15 protein-coding genes and 1 tRNA gene are annotated in these 19,119 nt (G+C 68.1%); 13 read left to right on the forward strand and 3 right to left on the reverse strand.

The features are described 5' to 3' along the window. Positions 1 to 75: 75 nt before the first annotated feature. The 3 genes from DW307_RS18190 to DW307_RS16950 all read left to right on the forward strand — a co-directional run bounded on the left by DW307_RS18190 (position 76) and on the right by DW307_RS16950 (position 2,572). On the forward strand, positions 76 to 249 hold the full coding sequence (locus DW307_RS18190; protein ID WP_021198192.1) for a hypothetical protein: 174 nt from the start codon (positions 76 to 78) through the stop codon (positions 247 to 249). An 86-nt stretch (positions 250 to 335) separates the two neighbouring features. After that, positions 336 to 1,796, forward strand: a complete 1,461-nt coding sequence (cls, locus tag DW307_RS16945) for a cardiolipin synthase (RefSeq protein ID WP_021198191.1) — start codon at positions 336 to 338, stop codon at positions 1,794 to 1,796. 47 nt (positions 1,797 to 1,843) lie between these two features. Continuing rightward, the gene (locus DW307_RS16950; protein WP_136025283.1) at positions 1,844 to 2,572 is read left to right on the forward strand and encodes a hypothetical protein; all 729 of its coding nucleotides are present in this window, start codon (positions 1,844 to 1,846) and stop codon (positions 2,570 to 2,572) included. Positions 2,573 to 2,591: 19 nt separating this feature from the next. Here DW307_RS16950 and DW307_RS16955 read toward each other — a convergent pair whose 3' ends face one another. Then, positions 2,592 to 3,590, reverse strand: a complete 999-nt coding sequence (locus DW307_RS16955; protein ID WP_136025284.1) for a diacylglycerol/lipid kinase family protein — start codon at positions 3,588 to 3,590, stop codon at positions 2,592 to 2,594. Between the two features lie 105 nt (positions 3,591 to 3,695). On the opposite strand from DW307_RS16955, the gene serS reads away from it, so the two are divergent. The 9 genes from serS (at position 3,696) to DW307_RS17000 (ending at position 13,485) form a co-directional block, all read left to right on the forward strand. Beyond that, positions 3,696 to 5,012, forward strand: a complete 1,317-nt coding sequence (gene serS / locus DW307_RS16960) for a serine--tRNA ligase (RefSeq protein ID WP_136025285.1) — start codon at positions 3,696 to 3,698, stop codon at positions 5,010 to 5,012. After that, positions 5,009 to 5,830, forward strand: a complete 822-nt coding sequence (locus tag DW307_RS16965; RefSeq protein ID WP_021198187.1) for an HAD family hydrolase — start codon at positions 5,009 to 5,011, stop codon at positions 5,828 to 5,830. The genes serS and DW307_RS16965 overlap by 4 nt, the downstream gene beginning before the upstream one ends. A gap of 42 nt (positions 5,831 to 5,872) precedes the next feature. Then, positions 5,873 to 5,957: transfer RNA gene (locus DW307_RS16970), tRNA-Ser, on the forward strand. A gap of 49 nt (positions 5,958 to 6,006) precedes the next feature. Next, a complete protein-coding gene (locus tag DW307_RS16975; protein WP_029259673.1) occupies positions 6,007 to 7,260 on the forward strand; it encodes an LCP family protein in 1,254 nt (417 codons plus the stop codon). Between the two features lie 63 nt (positions 7,261 to 7,323). Then, positions 7,324 to 8,328, forward strand: coding sequence for a LacI family DNA-binding transcriptional regulator (locus DW307_RS16980; RefSeq protein WP_029259674.1), 1,005 nt, complete (start codon positions 7,324 to 7,326; stop codon positions 8,326 to 8,328). Between the two features lie 186 nt (positions 8,329 to 8,514). Beyond that, positions 8,515 to 10,158 (forward strand): glycoside hydrolase family 13 protein, encoded by a 1,644-nt coding sequence (locus DW307_RS16985; protein ID WP_036331330.1) that lies wholly within the window; start codon positions 8,515 to 8,517, stop codon positions 10,156 to 10,158. Between the two features lie 40 nt (positions 10,159 to 10,198). Continuing rightward, positions 10,199 to 11,569, forward strand: coding sequence for an extracellular solute-binding protein (locus DW307_RS16990; protein WP_029266100.1), 1,371 nt, complete (start codon positions 10,199 to 10,201; stop codon positions 11,567 to 11,569). Positions 11,570 to 11,575: 6 nt separating this feature from the next. Further along, positions 11,576 to 12,541, forward strand: a complete 966-nt coding sequence (locus tag DW307_RS16995) for a carbohydrate ABC transporter permease (protein ID WP_029266098.1) — start codon at positions 11,576 to 11,578, stop codon at positions 12,539 to 12,541. Beyond that, positions 12,538 to 13,485 (forward strand): carbohydrate ABC transporter permease, encoded by a 948-nt coding sequence (locus DW307_RS17000; protein WP_136025287.1) that lies wholly within the window; start codon positions 12,538 to 12,540, stop codon positions 13,483 to 13,485. The genes DW307_RS16995 and DW307_RS17000 overlap by 4 nt, the downstream gene beginning before the upstream one ends. Here the strand turns inward: DW307_RS17000 and DW307_RS17005 are convergent. After that, the gene (locus DW307_RS17005; RefSeq protein ID WP_029259679.1) at positions 13,482 to 14,066 is read right to left on the reverse strand and encodes a TetR/AcrR family transcriptional regulator; all 585 of its coding nucleotides are present in this window, start codon (positions 14,064 to 14,066) and stop codon (positions 13,482 to 13,484) included. The genes DW307_RS17000 and DW307_RS17005 overlap by 4 nt on opposite strands. Before the next feature lie 94 nt (positions 14,067 to 14,160). Here DW307_RS17005 and DW307_RS17010 point away from each other — a divergent pair, with 94 nt between their 5' ends. Further along, positions 14,161 to 16,446, forward strand: a complete 2,286-nt coding sequence (locus DW307_RS17010) for a glycoside hydrolase family 3 C-terminal domain-containing protein (RefSeq protein ID WP_136025288.1) — start codon at positions 14,161 to 14,163, stop codon at positions 16,444 to 16,446. Between the two features lie 4 nt (positions 16,447 to 16,450). Here the strand turns inward: DW307_RS17010 and DW307_RS17015 are convergent, their stop codons facing one another. Beyond that, positions 16,451 to 19,045, reverse strand: coding sequence for an alpha-L-rhamnosidase (locus DW307_RS17015; protein ID WP_136025289.1), 2,595 nt, complete (start codon positions 19,043 to 19,045; stop codon positions 16,451 to 16,453). Positions 19,046 to 19,119: the final 74 nt, after the last annotated feature.

Genomic DNA, 19,119 nt, shown 5'->3' on the forward strand with positions numbered 1-19,119 from the left:
GAAAGAGGAACCTGTGGACGGAGTTCCTGTGAACGCCGAAATGTGCACGAACAGTGGCTCGCGTACCATGGGGTGATGGACAACTTCTGGCTCGCCGCGGCATGGTCGCTTCTGCCGACCGTCGGAGTGAGCATCGTGTTCTTCCTCGTGGTCCGCGGCATTCTCCGCTTCGACCGGACCGAGCGCAAGGTGCACGCGCAGATCGAGGCTGAGGAGCGCGCCGCGCGAGGCCTCCCGCCGCGCGCCTGAGTCCGACCCATCGGCTACTGTGAAGCCAGCGCACCTGTTCGGGTGCGCCTCGGCTGTGATGGTCACTGCGGTGGCGAGGGGGCACGATGACTGCGGAGACCTGGGGATGGTGGATCGCCGCCTTCCTCGTGGTGCTCGACATCATCATCCGCGTCACGGCCATCATCGTCATCCCCCGCAACAGGCGTCCCACGGCGGCGATGGCATGGCTGCTGGCCGTGTTCTTCATACCGTTCGTCGGTGTCTTCCTGTTCCTCGTGATCGGCAACCCGCGCCTTCCCCGCGCGCGTCGGCGCAAACAGGATCAGATCAACGAGTACATCGCCGAGACCAGCGAGCACCTGCATTTCGGCACGCTCCGCCCGAACGCACCCGCGTGGTTCGGGCCGATCGTGCAGATGAATCAGAAGCTCGGCGCCCTCCCGCTCTCGGGCGACAACGGCGCCCACCTCATCTCGGACTACCAGGAGTCCCTCGATGAGATGGCGCAGGCGATCCGCACGGCGCAGGAGTATGTGCACGTCGAGTTCTACATCCTGCAGTCCGACACGTCGACCGACAACTTCTTCCGGGCGCTGGAAGAGGTCTGCGCCCGTGGTGTCGAGGTCCGCGTGCTCCTGGACCACTGGGCCAACCGCGGCAAGCCCCGCTACAAGCAGACCATCGCGCGCCTCAATGCGATGGGCGCCGACTGGCATCTGATGCTCCCGGTGCAGCCGCTCAAGGGCAAGATGCAGCGCCCCGATCTGCGCAACCACCGCAAGCTCCTCGTCGTCGACGGCAACATCGCGTTCCTCGGATCGCAGAACATCACCGATTCGACCTACAACCTGCCGAAGAACATCAAGCGCGGTCTGCACTGGGTCGACCTGATGGTGCGTCTGGACGGCCCGGTCGTGCTGAGCGTGAACGCGATCTTCGTCGCGGACTGGTACAGCGAGACCGACACCGTCCTCGAGGGCATCGACATCGCTCACGCGAACATCGGCTCCGGTGACCTCGACTGCCAGGTCGTCCCGTCCGGTCCCGGTTTCGAGGTCGAGAACAACCTCCGGCTCTTCCTCAGCCTGCTCTATGCGGCGAAGAAGAAGATCATGATCGTCAGCCCCTACTTCGTCCCGGACGAGGCGCTGCTGCTCGCGGTCACCGCGGCCGTGGACCGCGGCGTGCACGTCGAGCTGTTCGTGTCGGAAGAGGGCGACCAGGCGATGGTGTACCACGCCCAGCGCAGCTACTACGAGGTGCTGCTCAAGGCCGGAGTCCGCATCTGGATGTATCGCAAGCCCTACATCCTGCACACCAAGACGCTGACCATCGACGATGAGGTCGCCGTGATCGGATCGAGCAACATGGACATGCGCTCCTTCGGTCTGAACCTCGAGGTCTCGATGCTGGTGCGAGGCGAGGAGTTCGTCGCCGAGATGCGCGAGGTCGAAGACAAGTACCGCTCGCTCAGCCGAGAGCTGACGCTGGAGGAGTGGATGCAGCAGCCGCTTCGTTCGACGGTGCTCGACAACCTCGCCCGCCTCACCTCCGCGCTGCAGTAGGCGACGCAGGCTATCCGCACGAACTTCGTGAGGGCTACCCTGTGACCATGACCTCCGCACTTCGTCCTCTCGTTTCCGTCATGGGCGTCGTCGCCGCTGCGCTCCTCATCGCAGGGTGCACTGCCGGTCCGGGCGCGCAGACGCCGACCAGCTCTCCAGCCCCGAGCGCCGGCGGCATCGACGATCAGAACGACGTCGAGGGTGCACTGCTCGACGAAGGACGCATGTTCGCCGTCATCACGGTGGGCTCCTCCACCTGCGTGCCGCAGGTCGACCAGGTCACCGCGGAAGGACAGACCGTGACCTTCACCCTCGTCGACGCGGAGGGCGAGGCTTCGAAGCCCTGCACGAAGGATCTCGCGCCGCGCGCGAGCCTGGGCACGCTGCCGGAAGGCGTGGACCCGAAGGCCGACATCACCATGAACGTCACCTACGGTGACATCACCGACGATGTGGACCTCGACGGCGATCCGGCGGCGACGGGTACGCCGGGTACGCCCACCGAGTATCTGCCATCGGCCGGCTGGTTCGACGACCGCGGCCTCGTTCTGCTGACCTGGGGATCCTCGTCCTGCCCGCCGGTCGTCGACACACTGGAGGGCTCGGGGAATGCCGGGACCGCGACGTTCGTGACCGACGCGAACCAGGTGTGCACGATGGACATGGGACCGCGTGCGACCATCCTCTCGTTCGGCGATGACACGGTCGACGACGAGGCGGCCTTCACTCTGACCCTCGTCGGCGGCGGGCTCGACGGCACGGTCGAGGTCCGCTGAGCGTCCGGGGTCGCGGCTCTCAGAGGATGTGCACCGGGTGGCCTGACGGCAGTGCCAGGAGCAGAGCCCCAGGATCAGCCCAGCAGGTGATGCGCACCGCTTCACCGAACTCGTCGCCGTCGAGTTCGATCGGGATGGGCTCGGGTGCTGCGGCTTCGGCGGCGGCACCGTGGAAGTAGTGCACCGAGGCGTTCTTGCCGCGGTGCTCGAGTACTCGGCGTCCGGCGCGGAAGCGGCGGAGCACGGAGTTGTCCCACCAGATCTTCCGCCAGACCCCGAACCAGCCGAACATGCCGGTCGGCTGGATGACGGCGACGTCGAGGGCGGCGTCGGTGATCGATGCGTCGGGGATCAGGGAGATGCCGGCGGGGAGAGTGCCGCAGTTCGCGAAGAGCAGGCTGTACGCGCGGTGCGAGTGCAGGCGTCCGTCATCGACCTGGTAGACGGCCCGGAACGGCTTCGCGCGCGGCAGTGAGCGGGCGGCACCGTCGACGTACGCGATCCATCCCACGGACTTCTTCAGGTCGGATCGGGTGTTCGCGATCATGTCGGCGTCGAGCCCCATGCCCGCCAGCACCACGAAGGCGTGTTGGGCCTCCTCGCCGTCTTCTCGTGTGAGGCGGGCCCAGCCGATGTCGATCGGATGCCGGAAGTCGCCGAGCGCGGCGCGGATCATCTCGGTCGGGTCACCGAGGGGGAGGCCGAGATTGCGGGCCAGCAGGTTTCCGGTGCCGCTGGGCAGGATCGCCAACGGCACCCCGCTGTTCGCGATCGCCTCGGACACCGCCCGCACCGTGCCATCGCCGCCGGCGACCAGCACGACGTCCACCCCGCGCTCCAGAGCCTGCGCAGTGGCGAGCTGCCCGGCATCCTCGATCGTCGTGGGATAGAACGCCGGATGCGCCCATCCTGCTTCGCGCGAGAGGTCGCGCACTGTGGCGCGGAGATGCTTGCCGTCGACCTTGATGGGGTTGTAGACGAGCGCCGCCTGTCGCTGGACGGGTGCGCTGGATGTCATGGCGCTACTCTAAACCGGGAAAGACCCGCCCCGTCGATCCGGAGCAGGTGACTCCTGGCGGTCCGCGCATCCGGCGCGCCCGGGCGTTCACCGTAGACTTGGTGGATGATCGACCTCGCACTCCTCCGCGAAAACCCGGAGATCGTCCGCCGTTCGCAGACTGCTCGTGGAAACGACCAGAGCACCGTCGACGTCGCTCTCGAGGCCGATCGATCGCGCAGGTCCGCGCTGTCCGCTTTCGAAGAGCTGCGCGCCGAGCAGAACGCCTTCGGCAAGCAGGTCGCGAAGGCCCCCAAGGAGGATAAGGCGGCGCTGGTCGCGCAGGCGAAAGACCTCGCGGAGCGTGTCAAGCAGGCTCAGCATGCGGCGAACGAGGCTGCGGACGCAGCGGCAGCCGCACTCGCTCGAATCGAGAACGTGGTGATCGACGGTGTCCCCGCCGGCGGCGAGGCGGACTTCGTCGAGCTGCGTCGTGTCGGCGACGTGCCGGCTTTCGATTTCGAGCCGAAGGACCACCTCGAGCTCGGTGAACTCCTCGGTGCGATCGATATGGAACGCGGCGCCAAGGTATCGGGCGCCCGTTTCTACTTCCTGCGCGGCATCGGCGCGCGCCTCGAGATCGCGTTGATGAACCTGGCGCTCGACAAAGCGCTGCAGAACGGATTCGTGCCGCTGATCACCCCGACGCTCGTTCGTCCGGAGATCATGCAGGGCACCGGGTTCCTCGGCGAGCACGCCGACGAGGTCTACCACCTCGACAAGGATGACGACCTGTACCTGGTGGGCACCAGCGAGGTCGCCCTCGCCGGCTACCACAAAGACGAGATCGTCGACCTGTCCGATGGTGCCCTCCGTTATGCCGGCTGGTCGACCTGCTACCGGCGAGAGGCCGGATCGCATGGCAAGGACACCCGCGGCATCATCCGCGTGCACCAGTTCAACAAGCTCGAGATGTTCGTCTACACGACCGCGGAAGAGGCGGAAGCCGAGCACCTGCGCCTCGTCGCGCTGCAGGAGGAGATGCTGACCTCGCTCGGCCTCGCCTATCGCGTGATCGACGTCGCGGCCGGAGACCTCGGATCGAGCGCGGCACGCAAGTACGACATCGAGGCGTGGGTCCCCACGCAGGGCGCGTTCCGTGAACTCACCTCGACCTCGAACTGCACGACCTATCAGGCGCGACGGCTCGACGTGCGTCACCGCCCGGCCGTCGACGCGGCCGATCCCGCGGGCCAGGGCACGGCCAAGACGCAGCACGTGGCCACCCTGAACGGCACTCTCGCCACCACCCGCTGGATCGTCGCCCTGCTCGAGACGCACCAGCAGGCCGACGGCTCGGTGCGCGTGCCGGAGGTTCTGCGGCCGTATCTCGGCGGCCTCGAAGTGATCGAGCCCCTCGCGGCCGGGCGGGCCGCCCGATGACAGGACCCTGGCTGGTCGGCCTCGACGTCGACGGGACGATCCTGCTGCAGGACGAGACGATGAGCCCCGGCGTTCCGGAAGCCATCGCTCGGGTGCGCGACGGAGGGAACGTCGTCACCATCGCGACCGGGCGCAGTTGGATGGCCACACGACGCTATGTCGAGGAGCTCGGCCTGACCGCCGACTACGTGGTGTGCTCCAACGGCGCGGTGACGATGCGGCGCTCCGGCGACGACTGGGAGCGCTGGAACGTCGAGACCTTCGATCCGACCCCGGTCCTCGGTCTGCTGCGCGAGCGTCTTCCCGATGCCCGATACATGGTCGAACTCGCCTCGGGCCAGCGACTGTTCACCGAGCAGCTCGACGACTGGACTCTCGACGGCGGCCGGCAGGTCGACTTCGACGAGCTCGGGGAGCTCCCCGTCTCGCGCATCGTCGTCGTCTCTCCCGGTCACGACGAAGAGGACTTCCACCGTCTGGTGGCGGATGCCGGTCTCAACGAGGTGTCCTACGCGATCGGGTGGACCGCGTGGCTCGACATCGCACCGCAGGGTGTCGACAAGGGCACGGCGTTGGAACAGGTGCGCACGGAACTCGGGCTCGACGAGGGCCGCATCTTCGTCGCCGGCGACGGACGCAACGACATCGGGATGTTCGGCTGGGCCCGCTCGCTCGGCGGACGAGCGGTGGCGATGGGGCAGGCCCCCGACGTGGTGAAGGAAGCGGCGGGCGAGGTCACCGCAGATGTCGTCGACGGCGGCCTCGCGCGGGCTCTCGACACGCTTCCAGCCCCCGCCCAGGTCAGCGCAGGAGAATAGAACTCGGCTAGACTCACGCCTGGTCGACAGAAGCATCTGTCGGGAGGGTTGTCCGAGCGGCCGATGGAGCTGGTCTTGAAAACCAGTGGGCAGAGATGTCTCGTGGGTTCGAATCCCACACCCTCCGCATGTGAGCACGGTGCCCCCGCACCGGCGCTTGATCCGAAAGGACCCGAGTGAGCCAGAACACCCGACGCCGTCACACGATCGCGCGCCATGGTCAGCTGGGCACTCCTGGCACCGTCGGCCAGCTGTTGAAGTTCATCGCGATCGGTCTCGCGGTGGTGCTGGTGAGCGGACTCGGGGTCGGTGCCTACGTCTTCTACGATCTCACGAGCACGGTCTCGGCGAACGCGGTCGAGATCGAGGGTCAGGACCCCATCCCACCGGACATCGGCGAGTACGAGGGCGGCTTCAACATGGTCCTCACAGGCGTCGACACCTGTGAGGAGAAGTACAAGGACCTCTTCGGCGAACGCTGCACCGGAGCGGATTCCGAGGGAACGCTCAACGACGTGAACCTGCTCGTCCACGTCTCGCAGGAACCGCGCCGCATCACGGTCGTCAGTTTCCCTCGTGACCTGATGGTGCCGATCCCCTCGTGCACCGACAAGAACGGCAACGCCACCTCCGCGATGAGCAAGCAGCCGCTCAACACCGCCTACACCGACGGCGGTCTGAACTGCGTCGTGAAGACGATCTCCGAGCTCACCGACCAGGAGATCCAGTTCGCGGCCGGCGTCACCTTCGGCGGCGTGATCGAGATCACCAATGCGATCGGCGGCGTCGACGTCTGCCTCGCCAACCCGATCAAGGACCGCTACACCGGACTGGACATGGCTGCGGGAACCCACACGGTCGAGGGTCTGCAGGCGCTGCAGTTCCTGCGCACGCGTCACGGTGTCGGTGACGGCAGCGACCTGGGCCGCATCGGCAACCAGCAGCAGTACATGTCGAGCCTGGCACGCAAGATGATCAGCGGGGAAGTGCTCGGCAACGTCCCCGTGATGCTGAAGCTCGCGAACACCGCGATCCAGAATCTCGAGCCGAGTGAGTCGCTCACGAACCCGATGACGCTCGTGCAGATCGCCCTCGCGGTCAAGTCGGTGCCGTTCGAGGACATCGTCTTCGTGCAGTACCCGAACGGGACGGACTCGGCCAACCCCAACAAGGTCGTTCCCAACTACACCGCCGCCTCGGCGCTCTGGGACGCACTCGCTGCGAACGCACAGCTGCAGATCACGCACGAGAACAACAAGAACGACGGCGTGGTCGTGCAGGAGCCGACGGCGCCAGTCGAGCAGCCGGCAACGGATCCGGCAGCGACTCCCGACCCGGCAGCGACGCCTGACAACGTCGTGGCGCTGCCCGATTCGATCAAGGGCAACTCCGCGGCGCAGCAGACCTGCTCCAACGGCAACGTCCGCTGAGTCCTTCGCGAGAACGCGCAAACTGCTTGCGCGTTCTTGCAAGGATTTGCGTACACTGACTGCATGTCGAAGCGACTGGCAGAGGTGGCCCGCAAGGTCGGTGTGAGCGAGGCAACGGTCAGCCGCGTGCTGAACGAGAAGCCGGGGGTCTCCGACGCCACCCGGCAGGCGGTCCTCACCGCCCTCGACGTGCTCGGCTACGAGCGGCCGACCAAGCTCCGGGGCGAGCGTGCCCGCCTCGTCGGACTCGTGCTCCCCGAACTGCAGAACCCGATCTTCCCCGCGTTCGCCGAGATCGTCGGAGGCGCACTCACCCAGAACGGCTACACGCCTCTGCTGTGCACCCAGAACGCCGGCGGAGTGACCGAGTCGGACTACGTCGATCTGCTCCTGGCGCAGCAGGTCTCGGGTGTGATCTTCCTCGGGGGAAACTACACGCAGGCGGACGCCGCACACGAGCACTACGAGCGGCTGCGCCAGGTGAACCTGCCGACCGTGCTCGTCAACGCCCGCGTCGCCGAGCTGCACTTCGCGACGGTGTCGACCGACGACGCGGCCGCGGCGGAACAGGCCGTGCTGCACGTGCACCAGCTCGGACATCGGAAGATCGGCCTGCTCCTGGGGCCGGAGGATCACGTCCCCTCCCGCCGCAAGCTCGATTCGGCGCGCCGTCTGCTGGATGCGCTCGGGGCGCCGCTGTCCGACGAGCTCGTGGTGCGCGGCATGTACTCGCTCGAGTCCGGGCAGGCAGGGGCCTCGCGCCTCTTCGCTGCCGGCGCGACCGCGATCGTGTGCGCGAGCGACCCGATGGCACTCGGGGCCGTACGCGCGGCGCGGCGGGCCGGCCTTTCCGTGCCGGGGGACGTGAGCATCGTCGGGTTCGACGACTCGGCTCTGATGAGTTGCACCGAACCTCCGCTGACGACGGTGCGACAGCCGATCGAGTCCATGGGGCGCGCCGTGATCGCCCTGCTGCTCGCGCAGATCGCCGGCACAGCCCAGCCGAGCGACGAACTGCTGTTCGAGCCCGAGCTGGTGCTGCGAGCCTCGACGGGCCCGCTGCGCTGATCTGATCTGCGGACGGCCCCGAGCCGTCCTTGTGCGCGCATGTCAGCCATCGCAATTTTCCAACATTCTGTTTAGTTCTTGCATGGAACGCGCGGAAAAGCTACATTCGACTCATCGCCATCGACGACGAGGAGATCTGTGGACACTGACGTTCTGCGCACGGCGGCACCGGCCCGCACCCGGACGATGCCCGTGGGCGAGGGGTGGTGGCGCACCGCCGTCATCTACCAGGTGTACGTGCGCAGCTTCGCGGACGGCAACGGTGACGGCATCGGCGATCTCGCCGGCGTCCGCTCACGGCTGCCCTACCTGAAGAGCCTCGGCGTCGACGCGCTCTGGTTCACCCCCTGGTACCTGAGCCCGCTTGCGGACGGCGGATACGACGTACAGGACTATCGCCGCATCGACCCCCGCTTCGGCACCCTCGAAGAGGCGGAGCAGCTGATCGCGGAGGCGCTCGAACTCGGCATCCGCACGATCGTCGACATCGTGCCCAACCACATCTCCGATCAGCATGAGTGGTTCCGACAGGCGCTGGCGGCCGGCCCCGGCAGCCCGGAGCGCGAGCGCTTCTGGTTCCACTCCGGTCGGGGCGAGCGCGGTGACGGCATCCCGACCAACTGGGTCTCGAGCTTTCAGGGCGAGACCTGGTCGCGCACTCAGAACCCCGACGGCTCCGACGGCGAGTGGTATCTGCACCTGTTCACCCCCGAACAGCCGGACCTGAACTGGAACCACCCGGATGTGCGGCGTGAGCACGAGGACGTCCTGCGATTCTGGTTCGACCGAGGCGTCGCGGGCGTCCGCATCGACTCCGCGGCGCTCCCGGTCAAGGACCCGACTCTTCCCGACCTTCCGCCGGGCTCCGCTCCCACGGTCGGCCACCCGCACATCGACCGCGACGAGCTGCACGACATCTACCGCCACTGGCGGTCCGTCGCGGATGAGTACGACGGCGAAAGGGTGCTCGTCGGCGAGGTGTGGCTCGACGACGCCGAGCGCTTCGCCCGCTATCTGCGCCCCGGCGAGATGCACACGGCTTTCAACTTCGGATTCATGACGCAGCCGTGGAGCGCCAGGGCGATGCGCGACTCCATCACCCGCACGCTCGCCGAACACGCGCCGGTCGGCGCGCCGGCGACCTGGGTGCTCTCGAACCACGACGTCACGCGTCCGGTCACCCGGTACGGACAGGCCGATTCCTCTTTCGCGTTCGAGCGCAAGCGCTTCGGCACCGCGACGGATGCCGTACGCGGCGCGAGCCGCGCTCGCGCCGCGGCGCTGCTCGTCGCGGCGCTGCCGGGCAGTCTCTACATCTACCAGGGCGACGAGCTCGGCCTTCCCGAAGTGGAACTGCCGCTCGACGCGATCGAGGACCCCATGCACTTCCGCTCTGGCGGGGTCGACCCGGGGCGCGACGGATGCCGTGTGCCGCTGCCGTGGTCCGGAGCGGTGACCCCGTACGGCTTCGGCGGCGCCCCGTGGCTTCCGCAGCCCGAGGACTGGGCGGCGCTCACGGTGGACGCGCAGCACAGGGACCCCGACTCGACCCTCAACCTGTACCGCGCGACGATCGCGCTGCGCCGTCGACTCGACGACCTCGCCGGAGACGACCTGGAGTGGCTCGAGCTCGGCGCCGACGTGCTGGCGTTCCGCAGGGGGGACGGCACGCTCAGCATCACGAACCTCGGATCCGTGCCCGTGCCGCTGCCGGCCCACCACGAGGTACTTCTCGCCAGCGCGCCACTCGACGGTGCGCTCCCTCCCGATTCCACAGCCTGGCTCGCCCTCCGAGCCGTTCCCGCGCACTCGCACCGAGCGCCGAAGTAGCCCTGCACCACCCGATCAGCACCACATGGAAGGACAGACAATGAAGTCATCAACGAAGGCCATGGTCGCCGGCATCGCCGTGCTCGCGACAGTCGGCGCGCTCGCCGGCTGCACGTCCAGCGGCGACGGCGACAGCGGCGACGGACGCCTCGAGCTGCGTGTCGCGACGTTCCCCCCGGGAGCGGACGCTGCCGCCTACGATGCGTTCGCCGCTCAGGAGAAGCAGTTCGAGAAGGAACACCCCGACATCGACATCATCGGCGTCGAGTACGAGTGGGAAGGCCCGACCTTCGCCGTGCAGCTCGCCGGCGGAAGCCTGCCCGACGTCTTCACAGTGCCGTTCACCGACTCCAAGACGCTGCTCGAGAACGGGCAGCTGATGGACGTGACCGACGCGATCGAGAAGCTCGGCTACACCGACAAGTTCAACCCGATCATCCTCGACGGTGTCACCGGCGCCGACGGCAAGATCTACGGCTTCCCGCGCCAGGCGTACGCCGCCGCGCTGCACTACAACCGCGACCTGTTCGAGCAGGCCGGGCTCGACCCCGACAACCCGCCGGAGACGTGGGACGAGATCCGCGAGGCCGCCAGGAAGATCACGGATGCCACGGGCAAGGCCGGGTACGCGCAGATGGCCATCAACAACACCGGCGGGTGGCAGCTCACCTCGCAGACCGTCGCCCGCGGCGGGCGCACCCAGACCGACAACGGGGATGGCACGGCCGAGTCGACGATCGACAACGATGCGACGAAGGCGTCGCTGCAGTTCCTGCACGACGTGAAGTGGGAGGACGGCTCGTTCGGATCGAAGGTCGACCTCGACTGGGGAACGATCAACCAGGAGTTCGCCGCCGGCAACATCGGAATGTACACGTCGGGTTCCGACATCTACACCGCCCTCGTGCGCGACTTCGGCATGGATTCGGACATCTACGGCATGACCGTCGTGCCCATGGAAGGCGACGACCCCGGCACGCTCGGCGGCGGTGACATCGCGGTGATCAGCCCCACGGTCGACGACGCGACGAAGGAGGCGGCGGTCACGTGGATCGACTGGTACTACATGCAGAAGCTGATGGACGAGGACGCGGCGGTGCTCGATGCGAAGACCCTGAACGAGTCCGGCCAGGCGGTGGGCACCCCGCTGCTCCCGGTGCTCAGCCGTGAGCTGTACGACGAGTCGCAGGTGTGGATCGCCGACTACATCAACGTCCCGGTCGAGCAGATGGCGCCGTTCAGCGACCGCATCTGGGACCAGACGCCGGTGGGTGAGCCGAAGGTGAAGACGCAGGAGGTGTATGCCCTCCTCGACGCCGTGGTGCAGAAGGTCCTGACCGACGAGAACGCCGACATCGATGCCCTCCTGGCCCAGGCGCAGACCGACGCGCAGGCGAAGCTCGACGAGTAACGCTTCATGACGATGACGCTGTCTGAGCAGCGGGCGGCGGTGGAGGACTCTCCGCCGCCCGCTGTGCGCCCCTCCCGCCGCCGCTCGCCCCTCACCTGGTTCCGCGGCGGCGGGCTCGCGAACCTCCTGTTCGTGCTCCCCATGCTGTTCGTGTTCGTGTTCTTCTCCTGGTCCCCGATCGTGCAGTCGGTGATCATGAGCCTGCAGAAGACGAACCTGATCGTCTCCGAGTGGGTCGGATTCGACAACTACCTCGCCGTGATCGGTGACCCCGAGCTCGGCCGCGCCGTGATCAACACGCTGTGGTTCGCCGTGCTCGCCCTGCTCTTCGGGTTCCCGCTGCCGCTTCTGATGGCCGTGCTGATGAGCGAGGTGCGCCGCGGCAAGGGCATCTACTCGGCGCTCGCCTACCTGCCCGTCGTGATCCCGCCGGTCGTCGCGGTGCTGCTGTGGAAGTTCTTCTACAGCGCCGACCCCTCGGGGGTGTTCAACACCGTCCTCGGATTCGTCGGCATCCCTCCACAGCCGTGGATCCAGGACGCCGTGCAGGCGATGCCCTCGCTCGTGCTCGAGGCCACGTGGGCAGGCGCCGGTGGGTCGATCATCATCTACCTCGCCGCGCTCCTGGGTGTACCGCCCGAGCTCTACGACGCCGCGGAGGTCGACGGCGCCGGCATCTGGAAGAAGATCTGGCACGTCACGCTGCCCCAGCTGCGCGCCATCCTCTTCATCATGCTGATCCTGCAGGTGATCGCCACCGCGCAGGTCTTCCTCGAGCCGTTCCTGTTCACCGGCGGTGGACCGGCCGGAGCAACCAAGACCGTGCTGCTGTACATCTACGACAAGGCCTTCCGCAACAGCCTGGGCGGCGATTACGGCGAAGCCACGGCCGTCTCGGTGCTGCTCGCGATCGTCCTCGCCCTCCTCTCCTGGCTGTACTTCAAGCTGACCGACCGTTGGAGCACGACGTGAGCCTCACCACCCGCCTCTCGACCCGTGCCGCGGAGAAGGCGGCGGAGAAGGCCGCCGATCGCGTCGGCGACCGCACCGTCATCTCCGACTCCGAACGTCGGCGGCCCGGCATCCGCATCGGGATGTCGCTCACGCATGTCTTCCTCGCCGTCGGACTGGTGGTCGCCGGGCTCGGGCCGATCCTGTGGCTCGCGAAGTCGGCGATCACCCCCACCCAGGACACGCTGCAGCAGCCGTTCGCCCTGTGGCCGAACGGCATGGATTGGGAGAACCTGTCGACCGCGTGGAACGACATCCACATCGACCAGTACTTCTTCAACACGGTGATCATCGCCCTCGGCGCCTGGTTCGTGCAGCTGCTCATCGCGACGACCGGGGGCTACGCGCTGTCGGTGCCGCGCCCGAAGTACGCGCCGATCCTGAACGCCCTGGTGCTGGCGACGCTGTTCATCCCGGGCATCGTGCTGCTGGTGCCGCTCTACCTGACGATCGTGCATCCGCCGCTTCTCGGAGACGTGAGCCTGCTCAACAACTACCTCGCGGTCTGGTTGCCGATGGGCGCGAACGCGTTCAACATCCTGCTCGTGAAGCGGTTCTTCGATTCGCTCCCGCGGGAGGTGTTCGAGGCAGCGCGCACCGATGGCGCCGGACCTTTCCGGCTGTTCTGGTCGATCGTGCTGCCGATGTCGAAGCCGATCCTCGGCGTGGTCTCGGTGTTCGCGATCATCGCCGCGTGGAAGGACTACCTGTGGCCGATGCTCGTGCTGCCCGACCCTGCGGTGCAACCGTTGTCGGTGCGTCTCCCCGCCGTGCAGTCGCAGACCGAGCTCGACGTGTTCCTGGCGGCGCTGGCGATCGCGACCCTGATCCCGATCGCGATGTTCCTGATCTTCCAGTCGGTGTTCCTGCGCTCGGCCGGACTCGGGGGTGCCGTGAAGGGCTAGTCGACGGTCGGCGGCACTGGCGGATGCAGGGCGTCGATCAGGGCACCCATGATGCCGGGCATATCGACGGTCGGGTCGATCATCCATTGCAGCTGGAGCCCGTCGGACGCCGCCTGGATCACCCGCGCGAGCGTGTCCGGGTCGAGAGTGGAGCGTCTGCCGTCGGCGCCGAAGTTGTCGGCGATGGAGTCGCGCAGGCGCGCGCTGCGATCCAGGAAGTAGTCGTGGGCGGGGTGTTCCGGGTCGGCGGCGTCCACGGAGAGGCGTGAGAACAGGGCGACGAGACCCGGGACCTCGGTGTTGTGGCGGATCACGCCGATGAACGCGGCTCTGGCCTCGGCGTCGCTGAGCCCGGCGGGATCGAGGCCGTCGTGCTCGTCGCGCTTGCGGAGCACCTCGGTGAAGAGCTCCTCCTTCGATCCGAAATAGTGCAGGAGAGCAGCGGGGGTGACGCCGACGACTTCGGCGATCTCCTTGAGGGACGCGTTCTGGTAACCCTTGCGTCCGATCACGTCGAGGGCGCTCTCGAGGATCTCCTCGCGTCGCGCCACGCCCTTCGCATACGAACCCCGTCGTGCCATGCTTCGACCCTAATCCTGAATGCCGTTTGAAATCTAATACTGAAGGGCATATGGTTTTCGCAAGGACATCGACGTCGCCCGCGAAAGGAACACCATGACCGAGATCTCGGCTTCCGACCTCACCCTCGAGGAGAAGGCGTCGCTCACCAGCGGTGCGGACTTCTGGACCACGAAGGCCATCGACCGCGCGGGCATCCCGTCGGTGATGATGACCGACGGTCCGCACGGCCTGCGCAAGCAGTCCGGTGCCACCGACCACCTCGGTCTCGCGAGCAGCGTCCCCGCCACCTGCTTCCCACCCGCCGTCGGCATCGGCTCGTCGTGGGATCCGGAGATCATCGAGCGCGTGGGCGCGGCGATCGGCGTGGAAGCCGCGATCGAGAACGTCGCCGTCGTGCTCGGCCCCGGCATCAACATCAAGCGCTCGCCGCTGTGCGGCCGCAACTTCGAGTACTTCTCGGAGGACCCGATCGTGTCCGGCGTCCTCGGCGCCGCCTCGGTCCGCGGTATCCAGTCGAAGGGCGTCGGCACCTCGCTCAAGCACTTCGCCGCGAACAACCAGGAGTTCGACCGCATGCGTGCGAGCTCCGACGTCGATCCCCGCCCGCTGCGTGAGATCTACCTGCGCGGGTTCGAACGCGTCGTGAAGGACGCCTCTCCGTGGACCGTCATGTGCTCGTACAACAAGCTCAACGGCGTCTGGACCTCGGAGGACCCGTGGCTGCTCACCAGCGTGCTGCGCGACGACTGGGGCTTCGACGGTCTCGTCGTGTCGGACTGGGGCGCCGTCAATGACCGCGTCGCCGGCGTCGCTGCAGGCCTCGACCTGGAGATGCCGGCGTCGGGAGGGCGCACGGATGCGCAGCTCGTCGCCGCCGTGCGTGCGGGAACGCTCGAGGAGAGCGTGCTCGACACCGCCGCGGGCCGCGCCATCGAGCTCGTGCGCACGGCCGGGGAGCGCCCGGCCGTGGCAGGCCCGCTCGATGTCGATGCCCACCACGCACTCGCCCGCGAGGCGGCCGGTCGTTCCATCGTGCTGCTGAAGAACGAGGCTGCCCTGCTCCCGCTCGCCGTCGACCAGAAGATCGCCGTGATCGGCGCGTTCGCGACCGAGCCGCGGTTCCAGGGCGCGGGGTCTTCGCTGATCAACCCCACCCGCGTCGACAAGGCGCTCGATGAACTGCGTGCCGTGGGCGGCGAGAACGTCTCCTACGCTGCGGGCTTCGCCGTCGAAGGCGGCGCCATCGCGACATCCGGTCGGACTGCCGACGACCTGCGGGCAGAGGCCGTCGGTGTCGCCGAGGCGGCAGACGTGGCCGTGGTCTTCCTCGGCCTCCCCGCTGCCGAGGAGTCGGAAGGCTTCGACCGCGATCACATCGACCTGCCGGCGCCGCAGCTCGCCCTGCTCGACGCCGTGCTCGAGGTCAATCCCCGCGTCGTGGTCGTGCTGTCCAACGGTGGCGTGGTGGCCCTGCCCTTCGCCGATCGTGTGCCGGCCATCGTCGAGAGCTGGCTGCTCGGTCAGGCCGGCGGCAGCGCGGTGGCCGACGTGCTCTACGGTGCGGTGAACCCCTCGGGAAAGCTCACCGAGACCGTGCCGGTCCGGCTCGAGGACAACCCGTCATTCGGCAATTTCCCCGGCGAGTTCGGACACGTGCGCTACGGCGAGGGTCTGCTGGTCGGCTACCGCTGGTACGACGCGAAGGGTCTCGACGTGACCTTCCCGTTCGGCCACGGACTCTCGTACACGACGTTCGAATACGGTCGAGCGACAGCCGATGTCGGTGCCGACGGCGACATCGTCGTGCGCGTCGACGTCACCAACACCGGTGACCGCGACGGGCGCGAGGTCGTACAGGTCTACGTCGCCCCGGCCGCGTCGATCGTGCAGCGCGCACCTCGTGAGCTCAAGGCCTTCTCCTCGGTCGCGCTCGCTGCCGGGGAGACGCGCACGGTCGAGCTCGTCGTGCGGCGCGAAGACCTCGCCTACTGGGACATCCGCGTCGACCGCTGGGTGGTCGAGGGCGGCGCCTATGCCGTCGATGTGGCCGCCTCCAGTCGCGACATCCGCTCGACCGCGGCGGTCGAGGTCTCGGGTGACGAGGTGCACCAGGAACTGACCATGAACTCCTCCATCGGCGACCTGATCGCGCACCCCGTCGCCGGCCCCCTCGTGCAGCAGGCGCTGGGCGGCCTGATGGGCGGACTCGGCGGCGACGCGGCTGCGGCGTCGATGATGCCGAACGACGAGGCGATGCAGAAGATGATGGCCTCCTTCCCGATCGGACGTCTGGCCGGATTCCCGGGGCTCCCGGTCGACTTCGAGCAGATCGAGCAGCTGATCGCCGCAGCGAACACGGGCGGTCCCGCCGCCGGCTGACTCGTCAGGAATGCAGGGGCACGGCGCGCGCGTGCGCGCCGTGCCCGAGCTCCTCACGGACCGCGCCGGGCAGGTCGAGCTCGGCCGTCGCGCCGACCGGGACCACGAGGTCGACATGCAGCTCGCCCTCGTCGACGCGCCACGCGATCGAGGCGTCACCGTAGGGCGTGCGCTGCATCGCCGAGGCATGGGTGAGCCCGCCACCGGGACGCGGTGCGAAGCGGATGCGGCGGTATCCGGGCTCCGCGGGTGCGAGCCCGGCGACGCTGCGGTGCAACCAGTCCGCGACCGCTCCCAGCGCGTAGTGATTGAACGAGGTCATGGTCCCGGGGTTCACGGTGCCGTCGGGGAGCATCGCATCCCACCGCTCCCAGACCGTGGTCGCGCCCTGCACGACCTGGTACAGCCAGGACGGGCAGCCCTGCTCGAGAAGAAGGTCGTAGGCGGCATCCGCGTGGCCGGTCAGGGTGAGCGCGTCGCAGACGAGCGGCGTGCCCACGAAGCCGGTCGCGATGCGGTTGTCCGCGGCATGCACGAGCGCGGCGAGGCGTGCCCCCGCGATCGCACGCTGCGTCTCGTCGGCGAGCAGGTCGAAGACGATGGCCAGGGCGTACGCAGTCTGGGCGTCGGAAGTCATCGTGCCGTCGGGTTTCACATACGCACCCCGGAAAGCGGCAGCGACCTCGGTGGCGAGCGTGCCGTAACGATCCGCGTCGGCGGAGCGTCCGAGCACACGAGCCATATCGGCGACCGCTCGCGCCGACCGGGCGAAGTACGCCGTGGCGACGAGATACCGATCGGTGCGGGCATCGCCCGGATCCTGCGGGGGCGCCGCGGGATCGAGCCAGTCGCCGAGCTGGAACCCCTCGTTCCACAGGCGGTCGGGTCCGGCCAGTGATTCCACCTTGTCGACCCATCGGCGTGCGCTCTCGAACTGCGTCGCCAGAACGCCCTCGTCTCCGAAGCGCTGGTACAGGGTCCACGGCAGCAGCGTCGCCACATCTCCCCAGGCGGCGCCGGCGCGGATCGGAGACCACACCCTGTGCGACGGGATCACGGGCACGAACCACGGGACCGTGCCGTCGGGCAGCTGGTCGGCCTCCACGTCACGGAGCCATCCCGACAGCATCCCCGAGACGTCGAACAGCGTCGACGCGGTCGGGCCGAACACCTGCACGTCGCCCGTCCACCCCACGCGCTCATCACGCTGCGGGCAGTCGGTGGGGATGTCGACGAAGTTGCCGCGCATGCCCCAGACCACGTTGCGGTGCAACTGCTCGACCAGGGGATCGGAGCAGGTGAACCACCCGGTGCGCTCGAGGTCGGTGTGCAGCACACGGGCGATCAGAGCGCCGGCCGCGACATCCGCATCGAGGTCGCCCGGCCAGCCGGAGACCTCGGCGTATCGGAAGCCGTGGAATGTGAACCGCGGCTCCCATTCCTCGCCGCCGGTGCGTCCGGCGAGTGTGTAGGAGTCGCTGGAGCGTGCGCTGCGCAGCGGCCGCGTGTAGATCTCCCCCTCCTGCAGAACCTCCGCAGTGCGCAGCGTGACGGTCGTGCCGCGCGGACCGGTCACGCTGATGCGCACCCTTCCCACGAGGTTCTGCCCGAAGTCGAGGATGTGGGCGCCGCCGGGTGACGTGAGCACGGCGACGGGGGCGATCTCCTCGGTCACCCTGACAGGTGGCGCCGTCGGTGCGACCAGGGTGCGCGGATCGCGATCGCGCACCGCGACAGGCAGCCACTGCGCGTCATCGAAGGCGGCGGTCGTCCACTCCGAGAGCTCCTCGCGCGCGTCGTAGTCCTCCCCGTCGTAGATGCCGGAGCGGAGGATGGGGGAGAGTGCGCCCTTCCATGAGTCGTCGGTCACGATCGTCTCGCGTCGTCCGTCGACATAGGTGATCTCCAGCTGGCCGAGGAACGAGAGATCGCTTCCGAACACGTTGCGGTACCCGCCGCGCCAGCCGAGACGTCCGCGGTACCAGCCGTCGCCGAGCCAGGCGCCGAGCGCGTTCTCTCCGTCGACGAGCAGGGCGGTCACGTCGTAGGTGTAGTACCGCAGCCGTTCGCGATAGACCGTCCACCCCGGCGACAGCGTGTCGGAGCCGACGCGCCCGCCGTTGATCTCGGGTTCGTACAGCCCGTGCGCGGTGGCGTAGAGCCGGGCGCGGGAGATCTCCCCGTCGAGCCGGAAGCTCCGCCGCACCAGGGTGGCGCGGCGGGCGTCGCTCTCCGGGTCCTCATCGAGGTCGAGCCCGACCGGCCGCGCCGACCAGTCGTCGGGGTGGAGGAGGCCGGCTTCCACCCAGGTCTGCGGGCTCTCGGCCGACCAGCGGCCGTCCGCACCCTGCACCGCCACGCGCACACCCACCCGCTCGCGGGAGTCGAGCGCACGAGTCGGCCAGGGAACCAGGACCTGCTCGGCGGACGTGACCTCGACGGTCTCCTCGGCGTCGTCGCGCACCACCGTGACGGCGTAGCGCTCCTGGCGCCAGCCGGCAGGTGCATCCGTGGTGGTCCAACTCAGGCGTGGTGCGCTCTCGCCGATGCCGAACGGTTCCCGGTGGTGCTCGATGCGGGGTGCGGAGACGGTCGTCATGGTCCTCATCCTCGCCGATCCCGATGGCGATGGCGATGGCGCCGTTCGGACCGGCGTCTCCGCCGGGTCCGCGC

The sequence above is a fragment of the Microbacterium sp. K27 genome (assembly GCF_004794435.1).
GTDB classification, from domain to species: domain Bacteria; phylum Actinomycetota; class Actinomycetes; order Actinomycetales; family Microbacteriaceae; genus Microbacterium; species Microbacterium maritypicum_A.